This is a genomic window from Streptomyces sp. NPDC046122, from assembly GCF_056429965.1.
Genome location: NZ_JBWKLQ010000003.1, coordinates 695594 through 710523, shown reverse-complemented (window position 1 = coordinate 710523; position 14930 = coordinate 695594). Strand labels below are relative to the sequence as shown.

At 72.2% G+C, this 14930-nt stretch carries 8 protein-coding genes; 1 reads left to right on the top strand and 7 read right to left on the bottom strand.

Annotation, left to right across the window (positions count from 1 at the left end):
* Window positions 1–123 precede the first annotated feature (123 nt).
* From AC07FK_RS12535 to AC07FK_RS12505, 7 genes are all read right to left on the bottom strand, one after another.
* Complete coding sequence (locus tag AC07FK_RS12535) at window positions 124–867, bottom strand: glycoside hydrolase family 12 protein (protein ID WP_479104848.1); 744 nt, start codon at window positions 865–867, stop codon at window positions 124–126.
* Window positions 868–890: 23 nt separating this feature from the next.
* The gene (locus AC07FK_RS12530) at window positions 891–3179 is read right to left on the bottom strand and encodes a glycosyl hydrolase family 95 catalytic domain-containing protein (protein WP_479104847.1); all 2289 of its coding nucleotides are present in this window, start codon (window positions 3177–3179) and stop codon (window positions 891–893) included.
* The gene (locus tag AC07FK_RS12525; RefSeq protein WP_479104846.1) at window positions 3176–5158 is read right to left on the bottom strand and encodes a beta-galactosidase; all 1983 of its coding nucleotides are present in this window, start codon (window positions 5156–5158) and stop codon (window positions 3176–3178) included. Before AC07FK_RS12525 ends, AC07FK_RS12530 begins: the two co-directional genes overlap by 4 nt.
* Before the next feature lie 44 nt (window positions 5159–5202).
* Window positions 5203–7422 (bottom strand): WD40/YVTN/BNR-like repeat-containing protein, encoded by a 2220-nt coding sequence (locus tag AC07FK_RS12520; RefSeq protein WP_479104971.1) that lies wholly within the window; start codon window positions 7420–7422, stop codon window positions 5203–5205.
* 206 nt (window positions 7423–7628) lie between these two features.
* A complete protein-coding gene (locus AC07FK_RS12515; protein ID WP_479104845.1) occupies window positions 7629–8558 on the bottom strand; it encodes a carbohydrate ABC transporter permease in 930 nt (309 codons plus the stop codon).
* The gene (locus tag AC07FK_RS12510; protein WP_479104844.1) at window positions 8555–9610 is read right to left on the bottom strand and encodes an ABC transporter permease; all 1056 of its coding nucleotides are present in this window, start codon (window positions 9608–9610) and stop codon (window positions 8555–8557) included. Before AC07FK_RS12510 ends, AC07FK_RS12515 begins: the two co-directional genes overlap by 4 nt.
* A 44-nt stretch (window positions 9611–9654) precedes the next feature.
* Entirely contained in the window at window positions 9655–11319 is a 1665-nt protein-coding gene (locus AC07FK_RS12505; protein WP_479104843.1) for an extracellular solute-binding protein, read from the bottom strand.
* A gap of 425 nt (window positions 11320–11744) precedes the next feature.
* Between AC07FK_RS12505 and AC07FK_RS12500 the strand changes: the two genes are divergently transcribed.
* Entirely contained in the window at window positions 11745–14570 is a 2826-nt protein-coding gene (locus tag AC07FK_RS12500; protein ID WP_479104842.1) for a glycoside hydrolase family 3 C-terminal domain-containing protein, read from the top strand.
* The last annotated feature ends 360 nt before the right edge of the window (window positions 14571–14930 follow it).

Genomic DNA, 14930 nt, shown 5'->3' with positions numbered 1-14930 from the left:
GGGAAGTACGTTCGTTCTCCTTCTCTTTCTTTTTTTTTTGTGCTGTCCATTTTCCGCCGGCGTGGTGCAACAGCCCCCCCCTCCCCCCCCGCCCCCCCCCCCCCCCCCCCCGCGGTCGCGGTGTCACCTCGCGGTGACCCCGAAGTCGTGCGTCACGAAGTCCAGTCCGCCCGGCGACGAGGTGATCTCGTAACCGAACTGGACGTCACCGATGGTCACGTCGCCGATCCAGCCCTTGGAGTTCTTGAGCCAGTCGAGGACGGCCTTGATGTTCACCGTGCCGGAGGTGGAGTCGCCGGTGCGCAGGAACGAGTACACGGCGTTGGAGCCGTTGTCGCCCCGGTAGACGTCCCACGTGTGCCCGCCGAGGGTGACCCTTCCCTGGCTCGTGCCGATCGGCCCGACCGGGCCGGTCTGGTTGACCCACAGCATGATCTCGTGGTCGTAGGCGGTGTCCCAGATGTCGTACGAGGTGTTGTACGCGCCCGAGGCCGGCACGGAGACGGTGTAGTGCGAGCTGAGCGACGACAGCGCGCTGATCTTGCGGTTCACCACCTTCTTCGCGTTGGGGTAGGACTTGATCCCGCCGGTGCCGGGGTGGTCGGCCCACACGCCCCAGTCGGTGGCCGAGTCGGCCCAGATGGTCTGGGCTCCGGCTCCGGAGCCCCAGATGTTGTTGTAGAGGGTGTAGCCGCCGCTGTTCCAGGTGCCCCAGCGGTCGGAGGAGTACCAGACGGCCGCGTGCGCGGGCGCGGACGCGAGACCGACGACGGCGAACATCGCGAGGAGCGGGGCCAGGAGCGCGGCGAGGCCGGGGCGGCGGTGCGTCCGGCGTGGTGCCGGTGCGGTGTGGGCTGTGCCTTCCATGGAGTTCCTTCCAGGGTGGGGGGTCACGTCTTCCCGGGGACGGAGAGGACGTGTGTCTCGTCGGCGACGAGAGTCAGGGGGAATCGGCCGGACGCCGTGACCACTTCGATCGTCCGGTCGGCCGGCGACGTCAGTGCGGCGGTGGCGTACGCGTCGCACCAGGTCAGGTCGAGCCGGGCAGCGAACCGGGTGCGGACGCCGCGCAGGGATCCCGCCGCGCACCCCGGCGGTACCGCCGGCAGCAGCACCAGGCGCTCGGGTGTCGACTGGACGAGGCACTCGACGAGTACGGCGGGGAGCGTGTGTGCGGCGTCCGCGTTGTAGACGTTCCGGCCCGGGTAGTGGGCGCTCATCAGCGAGGCGTGGAAGAAGTCGCCGTCCAGCACCCGGCCGAGTGCCCGCCCCGCGAGGCCCCGGTCGCGCAGCCGGGCGGCGACGAGGGCGGTGTGCAGGTAGCCGTGCGCCGAGTCGTTCTCGGCGCCGCGCAGGGCGAGGGCCCGGTGCGCGGCCGCGGCGAGCTCGGGGGTGTCGTAGGGGTTGATGTCGTCCAGCGGCCACACCGGGTACAGGTGGCTGAGGTGCCGGTGGTCGTAGGTGTCCCGCAACCCGGGACGGGCCCATTCGGCGAGGGCGCCGTCCTCGTTGACGCGGTAGGGCGGCAGCCGGTCGGCGAGTTCCCGCCAGTGGGGGGCGCGCGGGTGACCGGGGGCGAACGCGGCGGCGGTGGTGAGGGCGTGCCGGGCCGCGGCGATGTCCATGGTGGCGTCGATCGTGCCCCAGCCGGCGTTGGCGGGGCGGTTCTCCGGTGAGTACGAGGGGACGACGGTGAGGCGGCCGTCCGGCCCGGCCCGGACGAGGAAGTCCTCGTAGAACTGTGCGGCTTCGACGAGGGCGGGTGCCAGGCGGGGGTCGGGCCGGCCGCCGCAGAGGATCGCGTCGACCAGGGGGTGGAGCAGCCAGTCGGCGCCGGCGGTCCACAGGTGCAGCGGGTAGGCCCGTTCGAAGTGGCGGGTGTGGCCGCTCTCCCCGTCGGTGTGCGCGGGGGCGACGATCCCGCGCGCGCCGAAGATCGCCCGGGCGTTGTCGCGCCAGTCGGCCAGCTGGCCGTGGACCAGCCGCGCGTGGGCCTGCGACACCTCGGGCAGCGCCCCGGCGGCGGCCGACGAGATCTGCAGGTTGAGGTTGGCGTTGGTGGTGAAGGCCCCGGACCAGGCGGTGTTCCAGTCGCCCGTCCACAGGCCGGTGAGGCGAGGCGGCATCAGGCCGCTGGACGACAGCAGGTGGTAGCGGCCGGCGGCGAAGAGCCGCTCGACGAGGGCAGGGCTGCCGGGCAGGCGGAGCAGCGCGCTGCCCGGCAGCTCCCTTTCCGCGGCATCGGCCGTCAGGGTGAGTTCGGCGCGGAGGTAGGCGTCACGGTGGCGGGGCAGATGACGCGCGAGGAGCCGGCCGTAGACCGCGGTGGCGGTGTCCGGCGGCGCGGTGGCGGTGGCCACTTGGCCGGTCCGGGGCGCGCGGCCGGTGCCGTCCGGGGCCGTGTCGAGCAGTGCCCGCAGCGCGGTTTCCTGGTCGGCGGAGGGGTCGAGGCGCGCGGGATGCCGCTCCACCCGGGTCAGGAGAAGCACCGCCGACGCGCCGGTCACCCGCAGCCCGGCGGCGGTCGGCGCCGTGTGGCCGCCGGTGACGGCCACCACGGTCGTACCCGTGAAGGCGGTCCGTCCGTCCGCGTAGTCGGTGCGCAGGCTCAGTACGGCCGTGGCTCGGCCGGGCTCGCCGCATTCACAGGTGGACGTGCGACTGAATCGCAGCCCGTCAGGCAGTCCCGGCAGGCGTTCGTCGAGCCGCAGGTCGGCGCTGAGGCCGTCCGGCCGGGTGCTCGTCCGGTGGACGATCACGTCGTCGGCACGGGAGACGAAGAGGTCGCCGCGCCAGTCGCCGTCCACGGCGCTCGCGACGCCCGTGGTGAAGTCCACGTGCCGGCGGTAGTCCCGCGTCCGGTGTGCGGCGCGCCGTACGCGGATCTGGAAGGCGGGGTGGAACGGCTGCACCCACACGTGCGGGTGCCCGGCGCCGAAGCGCTCCGCCGCGGTGGTGTCACCCGCCAGCAACGCGTCCTGGAGAGCGGGCAGTTCGGCGGCGAGAGCGGGCGGGCCCGCACGCTCGCTGCCGTTGGGGCGGACCAGCGTGTGGTGGGTGACGACGACGCGCTCGTCGGCCGGGTCGCCGAACACCATGCCGCCGTGCCGGCCGTTGCCGCTGAGGAAGGCGTCCTCCCACCGGCCGGCGGGTTCCGGCTCCCACGTCCCGTGTCTCACGGCCGGCCTTCCGCCAGCACGGCCGCACCATGGCGTTCGAGGCTGACCGTTCCGTCGGTCCGGTGGCCGGAGAGGAGGTCCAGGTGGTGGCCCGGCACGGTGACCGTGACCGGCCCCGGCGCGTGGTTCAGCAGGAAGAGCAGGTCACCGCGGCGTACGGCCTCCAGTCCGGCGGGCCGGTCCGCGAGGACGGGCCGCACGTCCGCGGCGTCCGCCGCCCGGGTCAGCAGCGCGCACAGTGCTTCCGGTTCGGGAAGGGTGGAGACGTACCAGGCGCGGCCGTTGCGTAGGACGGCGGGCATTCCGGTGAGTTCGCCGCTGCGGTACGCGGCGACCGTGCCGGCGGTGGAGACCTCCAGCTCCTCCGCCCATACGGTGCCGTCGAATGCGCGGAAGCCGTCGCATCGCACCGTCTCGCCGGCCTGCACGGGCCACCACTCGTGGACCGTGGCGATGCCGAACAGCTCGCGCAGGCGTGCGTCCATGCCGCCCGGGCGGATGCGGTCGTCCCCGTCCGCGACCCCGGTCAGGAAGCCGGAGACCAGCGTGCCGCCGCCCCGTACATGGGCGACGAGGTTGTCGACCGCCGTGTCGGTCAGCAGGTACAAGTGCGGGACGACGACCAGCCGGTAGGCGCTCAGGTCGTGTTCGGGGTGGGCGAAGTCGGCGGTCCGGCCCGCGTCCCACAGGGCGCGGTGCCAGGCCCGTACGACAGTGGGGTAGTCCAGGTCGGTGGACGGCCGGCCCTCCTGCTCGTCCGCCCACCAGGAGTTCCAGTCGTGGAGGATCGCCACCTCGGAGGTGACGCCGGTGCCCGCGATCCGCTCCCCCAGCCGGGCCAGATCCGCACCGATCCGCTTGATCTCCTGGTAGGTGCGCCCGTGTTCGCCGGCATGGGACACCATGGCCGAGTGGAACTTCTCGGCACCCTGCCGGGACTGCCGCCACTGGAAGTGGCAGACCGCGTCCGCGCCGCGGGCGACGGCCTGGAGGGACCAGAGCCGGCCGAGGCCACGGGGCTTGGGGTGATTGACGCCGCGGAAGTTGACCGCGCCGGGCGCCTGCTCCATCACCATCCACGGCCCGCGCGCCTGGGAGCGGGTCATGTCCTGGATCATCGCGCCGTACTGTCCCCCGAGCGGATCGGCGGGATCCGGGTAGATGTCGACGGAGACGACGTCCTCTTCCCCCGCCCACTTCCAGGCGTCCTGGCCGATCCAGAACGGCATGAAGTTGCTCGTGACCGGGATGTGCGGAGTGTGCGCCGCGACGATGTCCCGCTCGGCGGTGCAGCACTCCAGGAGCGCGTCGGAGGTGAAGCGCCGGAAGTCGAGGGTGCAGGCGGGGTTGCGCAGGTACTGGGCCTTGCGCGGCGGGATGATCTCCTCCCAGTCGTCGTAGCGCTGGCTCCAGAAGGCGGTGCCCCACGCCTCGTTGAGCGCGTCGGTCGTCGTGTAGCGGTCGCGCAGCCAGCGGCGGAAGTGCCGGGCGGTCTCGTCGCACCAGCAGAACGTGCAGTACTCGTTGTTGACGTGCCACATCCGCAGCGCCGGGTGGTCGCCGTAGCGCGCGGCGAGGTCTTCGGTGAGGGCTGTCGCACAACCCCGGTAGACGGGTGAGCTGGGGCAGAAGTGCTGGCGCGAGCCGTACCAGATCACCGATCCGTCCTCCGCGCGCGGCAGGGTCTCGGGATGCCGGGATCCCATCCACGGCGGCGGTGAGGCGGTGGGGGTGGCGAGGACGACTCCGATGCCGTTCTGGTGCAGCAGGTCCAGCAGCCGGTCCAGCCAGCCGAAGTCGCGGGCTCCCGGGCGGGGTTCGATGCGTGCCCAGGAGAACACGCCGACGGTGACCGAGTTGACCCCCGCCTCCTTCATCAGCCGCATGTCGTCGGGCCAGGTGTCTTCGGGCCACTGCTCGGGGTTGTAGTCGCCGCCGAACAGGATGCGGCCCGCGGTGGCGTCGTTCAGGGAGGGCATGGCATGACTCGCTTCGTCGCAGGAGGGATGCGGGCGCGCCGGGGTCAGACGGGGTCGGCGTACTGGATGCCGCGGCCGTTGGTGCCGAGGTAGACGCGGCCGTGGACCCGGGGGTCGCCGGTGATCGTCTCCCCGATCCAGCCCCACTGGTGGTCGTCGTCGTTGACGCGGATCCAGGAGGCGGCCTCGTCGTCGGAGCGGAACACGGCCGTCTTCTCGGCCGTGGCGCCGACCTGGAAGAGCGCCGGGTAGCTGGCGCTCTCGGCGGCTCTGCCGAACCCCAGGGTGTACGAGGCCCAGCAGCTGGCGATTTTGGTGAAGGTGCGGCCGCCGTCCGTGGAGCGGTACAGGCCGTTCCACTTGGCGGAGAGCCAGAGGTGGCCCTCGTGCCCGGGGGTGGCGGCGATGCGGAACTGGCTGTCGCCCGAGGGCAGTCCGGTGGCTCCGGGGGTGAACGTCCGGCCGGCGTCGACCGACCGCAGAATGGTCCCCGCCCCGGTGTCGTAGGCGTAGAAGTGCCGGGGGTTCACGGGGTCGGCGACCGGGGCGGCTCCCCGGGGGAAACCGGGCGCCTCGGCCCAGGTCGCGCCGTTGTCGGTGGAGCGGTGGGTGGCGTGCGCCGAGCCGTCCCAGTGCACGAACGACCACAGCAGGACCCGGCCGTCGGCACTGACCGCGAGGGGACCCGGCGCCGTGGCCGCGATGTCCGGCTGGCCGGCGAAGGGCTGCCAGGTCCGCCCGCCGTCCGCGGACCAGGCGCCGTTGTGGTCCGGCGCCCAGCCGGCCCGTACGACGTACGAGGGCTTCAGCGCCGCCATCGCCAGGCCGGTGGCGGAACCGAAGACCGGGTTGTCCGCCATGCCCCGGGACGGCGAGGCGGTCAGCGAGTCGTGGTACATGACCCCGATGTCGCCCAGGCCGCTGATCAGGTGGGCCCTGCCGGTGGGCGGGGAGATCAGTTGCCGTACGGCGCTCTCCTCGAGCCCGCGGATCTCGGGGGCCCAGTGGACCAGATCGCGGGTGCCGTAGAGGGTGGCGCCGGTGCCGTACACGACGTGCCGGGAGTCGAAGGGGTCGATGGCGACGGTCTGCGTCCACCAGCCGAACTTGGGTTCCCGCTCGCCCCAGCGGAGGTAGGGCGTTTCCGACACGTCCAGCACGGCCCGGTCCTTGAGCGACGACCACGTGCGTCCGCCGTCGGCGGAGCGGAAGACGGTGTCGACTTGGGCCCAGCGGTTGTTGGTGGTCACCACGAGGGTGCCGGGGCGGCGGGCGTCCACGGCGACGCCTCCGTAGCCGAAGGTGTCGCGCGATCCGTCGGAGGCCGTGCCGCCGGGGGCGACCGGCGTGACGTCGCTCCAGGCGCCGGTGGTGGTGTCGTACCGGTGCACGCTGCCGTCACTCTGGCCGTTGGGCCCCGGGCCGTCCGCGAAGGTGACGTACAGGGCGCGCGTGTGGGGGTCGTACGCCGCCCGGATCGGTGTCCGCGCCGCCCGGCCTTCCGGCTGCCCCGGTACCGGTTCCCAGGTCCCGCCGTCGACGGAGCGGTACAGCGTGGGGCCCCCGTCGGCCCATCCGGCGTACAGCGTCCGGCCGGCGGCGACGAGGAGCGTGACGCCCTGCCCGGTCGGCGAGGGCTCGGCCGGGAAGCCGGCGCGTGCCCAGGCGGCTCCGCGGTCGGTGGACTTCCACAGGCCGTCGTGGCGGCTGCCGAGCCACAGGGTGGAGTTGTCGCGCGGATCGACGATCAGGCGCTCGCCCGCCCCCCGGCCGTCCTCGTTGGCGCCGAGTTTGACCGGCAGGTCGGTGCGCGCCCAGGTGGCGCCGCGGTCGTCGGACCGCACCACCGCTCCGTTGCCCGCCCAGCTCTGGGTGTACGTGCCGAGGGCGAGGTAGAGGCGGTCGGGCTCGCGCGGGTCGATGGCGACGGCCTCGACGCCGAGCAGGTTGTAGTCGTCCCAGCCCAGGCCGTCGTTGAGGGGCGTCCACGCGCGGGTGCGGTCGTCCCAGCGGTAGGCGCCGCCGATGTCGGTACGCGCGTAGGCCAGGCCGCGCACAGCGGGGTGGAACAGGACGCCGGTGATGAAACCGGTGCCGCCGATGACGACGTTGCGCCAGCGGTGCGGCCGGCTCGTGGCTCCCGCCGGGGTCTCCCCCGCCGCGCGGTCCGCCGGGGACGCGTGGGCGGGGTGCGACGCGGCGGTGAGGACGGCGGCGGCGCCGGCGGCGAGGACGGTGCGCCGGCCGGGGCGGTGTGACGACATGGCCATGTCTGCGACCTTCTCTTCGTGGGGGGTCCTGGAGCAGCGGTGACGAGGGGTGACCGCCGTGCCCGCCCGCCGTCGGGTACGAACGGGCACGGTGGTGGTTCGGGCTCGCGTGCGGTGTGGCACGGGAGGTGTTGCCGGGGGCTTCCGTGGTGACGCGACGGCCTGGGCTCCCGCGCCTCGCGCGGGACGGCACCGCCGTGTCAGCCCTTGACCGCGCCCGTGAGCATGCCCTTCTTGAAGTGCCGCTGGACTAACGGCGACAGGACGGCCACGGGCAGCAGCGCGAGCACCATGACGGCCATCTGGATCGACAGGGGTGAGAGCTGTCCGGCGTTGATGGCCTGGGCGAGCCCGGTGGGGCGTTCCTGCTTGAGGACCAGCTGCATCATCACGTTCTGCAGCGGCATCATGTCCTGGTCGCTGAGGTAGATCGACGCGTTGAACCAGGCGCTCCAGTAGCCGACGGCGTAGAACAGGGCGATCACGGCCAGCACCGCCCGGGACAGCGGCATCACGATCTGCCACAGGATGCGGAAGTCGCCCGCCCCGTCGATGCGGGCGCTGTCGGTGAGTTCGGGTGCGACCGACATGAAGAAGGAGCGCAGGACGAGGATGTTGAAGACGTTCACCGCGCTGGGGAGGATCAGGGCCAGGTACGTGTCGGTCAGCCCCAGCCCCTGCACCAGCAGGTAGGTGGGGATGAGTCCGGCGCCGAAGAACAGGGTGGCGAGCAGGGCCACGAGCAGCGGCCGGTGCAGCACGGATCCGCTGCGGGAGAGCCCGTACGCGCACAGCACGGAGACGGTCATGCTGAAGAGCGTGCCGACGGCCGTGACGCCCAGACTCACGATGGCCGCGCGGGTGACCTGGCCGCCGCCGAGCAGTTCCTGGTAGGCGACGAACGTGAGGTCGCGGGGTACGACGACGAGTCCGCCGGCCTCCGTGATGGTCTTCGACGACGAGAGGCTGGTGACGACGACGATCCAGAGCGGGAAGAGGATCGCCGTACAGGCCAGCACGAGGACCGTGCCCTTGGCCGCGAGTCCCGCCCGGCTCGGCTCCTCCTCCCACGCGGGCCGCAGCCGGCCGCGGGATCCCTCCCGGCGTGTCGCGCCCGTCACGGTGCTCATCGCCTGTACACCCCCTGCTCGCCCATCATGTGGGCGACCTTGTTGGCCGCCAGCACCAGGCAGAGGCCGAAGACTCCCTTGACGATCCCGACGGCTGCCGCGTAGCTGAAGTCGCCGTACTGGATGCCGACGTTCCAGACGTAGGTGTCGAGCACCTCGGCCGCCGTCGGGCCCACGGCGGTGCGCTGGAGGAGGATCTGTTCGAAGCCGACCGTCAGCGCGTTGCCCACCTGGAGGACGAGCAGCAGTGCCACCACCGGACGCAGGGCGGGCAGCGTCACGTGCCACATCCGCCGCCATCGGGAGGCGCCGTCCATCGCCGCCGCCTCGTACAGGTCGGGGCTGACCGCGGACAGCGCGGCGAGGAAGACGATGACGCCCCACCCCGCGTCCTTCCAGACCGTCTCGAAGGTGAGGAGGAACGGGAACAGGCCGGGGTCGGTCATCAGGTCGACGCCCTCGTGCCCGTGGTCGCGCAGGGTCTGGGCGAGCAGTCCGGCGCCGCCGAACATCTGTTGGAAGACGGTGACGACCAGCACCCAGGAGAAGAAGTGCGGCAGGTACAGGACCGCCTGCGCCACAGCGCGGACCCGGGGCCGTACGAAGCTGTTGACGAGCAGCGCCAGCAGGATCGGGACGGGGAAGAACAGGGTGAGCTGGACCAGGAAGATGACCAGGGTGTTCCCCAGCGCCTGCCGGAACAGCCGGTCCTCCCCCATGCGGGTGAAGTGCTCGGCGCCCACCCAGGGGCTGTGCGTGACGGCCTGCCAGGCGTTGTCGCCGAGATAGGGGTCGTAGTCCTGGAACGCCACCACGTTGCCGAGCAGCGGTACGTAGTGGAAGACCAGCACCAGGAGAACGGCGGGCAGCGTCATCAGGATCAGCGTGCGGTCGCGCCGCAGCCGAACCCTCCAGCCGGTCCCCAGGTGCAGGCGAGACCGGCCGGCCGGTGTGCGCGCCGGTCCCGCGTCCGTGTGCGCGGCGGGCCGGGACGGGGCCGTGGTGCTCTCGGCGGCGGCGCGATCGGGGTCCGCCACCTTGCTGTGCGACACGTTCTCTCTCCCCTCGCTCCCGGCTCGACCGGTGTCCTCGCGACTCAGGACGCCTGGCCGACCTCGTCGAGCAGCTCGCGGTACCAGCCGCGCAGCCGGTCGCCACCGCGGGAGCGCCAGTCCGACACGGCCTGCTGCATGTCGCCCACCTTCTTGCGGCCGCGCACGATGTCCTTCTCCAGGTCCTCGAACTGGCTGCTGAGTTCGGCCCATCGCCTGGGCTCCTGGACCTGCGCGCCGTGGAACAGCGGCTTGGTGACGAACGCGCCCATCCGCTGCTGCCAGCGCACCATTCCCTCGGCGACGTCGGGGTGGTTGGGGTAAGCGAAGAACTGCTGGGGGCCGGCGATGTACTCGTAGGTGGCGAAGACCTGGTTGTTGCCGGTCTCGGTCTTGGTGATCTCCTTGCCCTTGACGGTGTGGTGGACGCCCTCGACGCCGTAGGCCTTGAGCCGCTGCTCCTTGGTTCCGTACGGGGCCGCGGTGTAGTTCGCGATGGCGAGGACGTCGCGGACGGTCTTCTCGTCGGCGTGCTTGTTGACGAAGGCCCAGATGTTGGAGGGCGAGCCGGCGTAGAGCTTCGGATCACCGCCGTCGTGGTGGAAGTAGTCCATCGCCGCCATGGTGAACTCCGGGTTGTCGCCGCGCTGCACGACCGTCTTGCCGTACCAGTCGGAGATGTCCGCGTTGTACATCCACACACGGCCCGAGGCGAAGAGGTTGCCGATGTCGCCCGTCTCGGCCTTCGCGTCGGGGTGTACGAGACCGGCGGAGTACAGGGAACGGGACCACGCGAGGGCTTCGAGGTACTCGTCGGTCTCGATGCGGTGCACGAGCTTGTCGCCGACGAGTTTCCAGCAGGTGGGCTTCTCGTCGAGCACGCCGAAGAACTTGTACGCGGCCCAGGTCATGTCGCCGCAGCCCCAGACCTTGTTCCTGGCCGACGTTATCTCCTTGGCCAGGCCGAAGAACTCCTGGGTGGAGGTGGGCGCGTCGTACCCCTTCTCCTCGAAGAGGTCGGAGCGGTAGAACGGTGCGATGTTGGGGATGTCGCTCGCCGGCATGGGGAGGCCGCGCAGTTTGCCGCCGAACACCGCCCGCTGCCAGGCGCCGGTCGGTACGGCGGCGAGGTTCGGGTACTCCTTGACCTTGTCGCCCGACAGGTACGGGCCGAGGTCGGCGAACTTGTTGTTGACGGCGCTCGGTATCTTGCCGCCGAGTTCCCAGGCGGGGACCACGACGACGTCGGGTATGGAGCTGGAGGCGAGGACCGCGCCGAGCTTCTGCCCGTAGGTGTTGCCGTCCTGGTTCTGCCAGTTCACCTGGACGCCGATGGCCTCGTCCATCGCCCGGTAGTACGGGTTGCCGGACTTGGGCGGGGTGCCCCACAGCGGCGCCATGACCGTGACGGTGCCGCCCCTGCCGAGCTTCTTGGGTACGGACACGGCCAGTTGCGAGGCCGGCAGGGCGGTGGTGAAGCCCAGCGCCGAACCGTTCCTGCTCGGCACGTCCGGCTCCACGACCTCCGAGCCCGCGAAGGCCGGGAGCACGCCGCGGAGCTTCTTCCCGGTCGTGGCGCCCTCGGTGTCGCCGCCACCGGACGTGCCGCTGCACGCGCCGAGCAGGGGAACCCCGCCGGTGACGGCCACCGCGGCCACCGCGGTGGACGTGAGGAACGATCTCCGGCTGGGAGCTGTGGTCCTGGGCATCGGGTCAACCCTTTCCTCGTGCGGACAGCCGGTGGGCGTTCGGGGTCGGCGTTCGCGCAGGGGTGTCGGCGTGCGGGGATGCGTGTCGGCGTGCGGGGATACGTGTCGGCGTGCGGGGATGCGCTGCAGGAAAGCGAACGACGGGCTTCGCGCAGGTTTCCCGTCCGGCACAGGTTCTCGTCCCGTGTAGTTTCGTCGAAGCGCTTCGATGTTGCAGTGAGGTTAAGTGAGGACGCCAGTCGGTTCAAGGGTCGTCGCGAAAATCCTCGCAAGACTGCGCCAGTTGGGGCTTCCAGGCAAGCGTCCGGCCCGTGGAGAGGCGGCCGTTGCTGACCTGCTCCTCTTGACACCTCCGCACGACCGGCCTCAGCATCGAAGCGCTTCGAATCCGGTGTCCGGCCATATCGATCGTCTAGGGGACCCACGTGACCGACGCCCAGCCGCCGTTCCGCGATGCCGCGCTCCCCGTCGACGACCGTGTGGACGACCTGCTCGCGCGGCTCACCCCCGACGAGCGCATCGCGATGCTGCACCAGTTCACGCCGGCCGTCGACCGGCTCGGCGTCGGCGCCTTCCGCACCGGCCAGGAGGCGCTGCACGGCGTCGCCTGGATGGGCCCGGCCACCGTCTTCCCCCAGGCCGTGGGCCTGGGCGCCACGTGGAACGACGACCTCGTACGCCGGGTGGGCGAGGCCGTGGCCGCCGAGACGCGCGCGATGCGGGCCGGCGACCCACGGGTGGGTCTGAACGTCTGGGCGCCCACCGTCAATCTGCTGCGGCACCCGCTGTGGGGCCGCAACGAAGAGGGATACTCCGAGGACCCGCACCTGACGTCCGCCATGGCCGTCGCCTACACCGGCGGCCTGCGCGGGGACCATCCCGTCCACTGGCGTACCGCACCCGTGCTGAAGCACTGGCTGGCGCACAACCACGAGACCGACCGGGCCACTTCCTCCTCCTCGGTCCGCCCGCGGGTGCTCCACGAGTACGATCTGCGCGCCTTCCGCACCGCCGTCGAGGCCGGCGCCGTCGCCGGAGTGATGCCCGCCTACAACCTGGTCAACGGCCGGCCCAACCACCTCTCGCCCCTGCTGCGCGAGCAGCTGCGCCGGTGGACCGACCGGTCCCTGGTGGTCTGCTCGGACGCCGGCGCACCCTCGAACCTGGTCGATGCGGAGCACTACTACGACACCCACGAGGAGGCGACGGCCGCCGCCCTGCGCGCCGGGGTGGACAGCTTCACCGACCACGGTCAGGACTCCTCGGTCGTCATCGGCCGGGTACGCGGGGCGCTGGACCGGAAGCTGATCGGCGAGGAGGACGTCGACGCCGCCGTGCGCCGGTTGCTCGCCATGCGTTTCGCCCTGGGAGAGTTCGATCCGGACCCCGACCCGTACGCCGGCGTCAGGACGTTCGACACCCCGGCGCACCGCGCGCTCGCGCGGGAGGCGGCCGAGCAGGCCGTCGTGCTGCTCAAGAACGACGGTCTGCTGCCCCTGGCCGGAGGAGAGCGGATCGCCGTCGTCGGACTCCTCGCCGACGAGTGCAAACTCGACTGGTACAGCGGAACGCTGCTGCGACGCGCGACCCCGCTCGACGGGTTGCGCGCACGCTTCGGCGCGGAGAACGTCTCCTTCGCCGAGGGCGTCGACCGGATACGGCTGCGGACGGCGGCCGGCTGGGTGCGGGTGCCCCCGCCGTCCACCGCCGCCGGGGCCCGGGGCGCCGAGGGCGCGCTCGACCCGGCGCTGCTCGCCGGACGTACCGACCTGCCGCCGCTGACCTGCGGGGAGGAGCCGACGGAGTTCGCCATGGCCGACTGGGGAGCCGGCCTGCTGACCCTCCGCGCGCCCGACGGAAGCCATCTGTCGGTCGCGGAGGACGGCTGGGTGCGCGCTTCCGCCGACCAGCCCGGCGGCTGGGTCGTGCAGGAGACCTTCCGGCTGGAGCAACACGGGGAGGGGCACCTCCTGGCGCATGTGGGGACGGGCCGGTATGTCTCTGTCACCGCCGACGGCCTGAAGGTTGCCGACGACGGAGACCTTTTCGAGACGGTGGTCGTCGAGCGCGGCGAGGACGCGGTGGCGGCGGCCGCAGCGGACGCCGACGTCGTCGTCGTCGTGGCCGGGAACGACCCGCACATCAACGGACGTGAGACCGAGGACCGCGCCACACTCGGCCTTCCGGAGCATCAGAACCGGCTCTGGCGGGCGGCCCGGGCCGCGAACCCCCGTACGGCGCTCGTCCTCACCTCCTCGTATCCGTACGCCGTGGCCGACGCGGACGCCGCTCTGCCCGCCCTGGTGTGGACCGCGCACGGAGGCCAGGCGGCCGGGACCGCGCTGGCCCGGGTCCTGGCCGGCGACGTCTCGCCGGGCGGCCGGCTTCCGCAGACCTGGTACGCGGCCGACTCCGACCTGCCCGCCCTGCTGGACTACGACGTCATCGGCAGCCGCCAGACCTACCTGTACTACGACGGCACACCGCTGTACGCCTTCGGGCACGGCCTGTCCTACGCGTCCTTCGCCTACGGCGACCTGTCCGCCGAACGCGTCGGCGACACGGTCCGGGTGTCGTTCTCCCTCACCAACACCGGGGCGGCCGCCGCCGACGAGGTCGCCCAGCTCTACGGGCGCGCCGGGAGTCCGTCCGTGGTCCGCCCGCTGCGGCAGCTCCTCGCCCACCGCAGGGTGCGCCTCCCCCCGGGCGCGGGACAGCGCCTGGTCTTCGAGGTGCCGCTGGCCGGCATCGGCTTCTGGGACGTGGCCCACGGGCGCTGGACGGTGGAGGGTGGGCCCTACCTCTTCATGGCGGGCGCCTCCAGCACGGACATCCGCCGCACGGCCGCTGTGGAGATCGACGGTGAGGAGATCGCCCCGCGCGCCGTGCTGGAGCGCGGCCTCGAAGCCGCCGACTACGACGAACAGCGCGGCACGTCGATCGTGGACCGCGCCAGGACGTCCGGCGACGCCGTGACCCCCGCCGGCGACGGCGCCGGTGAACTCGTCTTCCACCGCTGCGACTTCGGCGACGGCGTCACGGCCGCGTCGGTCGAGGTCTCGGCCGCCGGTCCGGCCTCGGTCGAGCTGCGCCTGGCCGACGGCACGCCCCTCGCGACGTACACCCCCGCCACCGGCGGACGGTACGACTACGTCACCATGAGCGCCGGTTTCCCGCTGTCCGGCGTGCACGATCTGCACATCCGCCTGCACGGTCCGGTCCGCCTCGCGCGGGTCTCCTTCACCGGCTGAGGGGCCGGGGGCAGGGACCGGTGGCGGCCGTTCGGCGGGAGTCGCACGCCGGTGATCGCGGGGTCCGGTGACGCTCGTCCGGGGTGGGCGTTGTTCCGCCTCCGCTCCCCCATGCCCTCCCGTCAGCGCCTCGACGCGGCTACTTCTGCGCGTCGTTGCCAGTGTGCCCGGGGCCGGATGAGCGCGCGCGAGCGTCGCGGAGTGCGCACGGCAGAAAGCCCGCTCAGCTCCCCCCGGAGGCCGTCGAAACCCTTCGGCGGGTACGCGCACACGCGACGGCGCAGTCATACCGCAGTCGGGCCGGCCTGTGACGCCGCCGCCCGGACGGCCGTACGGCCGGGGTCGACGCGTACGCCTTCC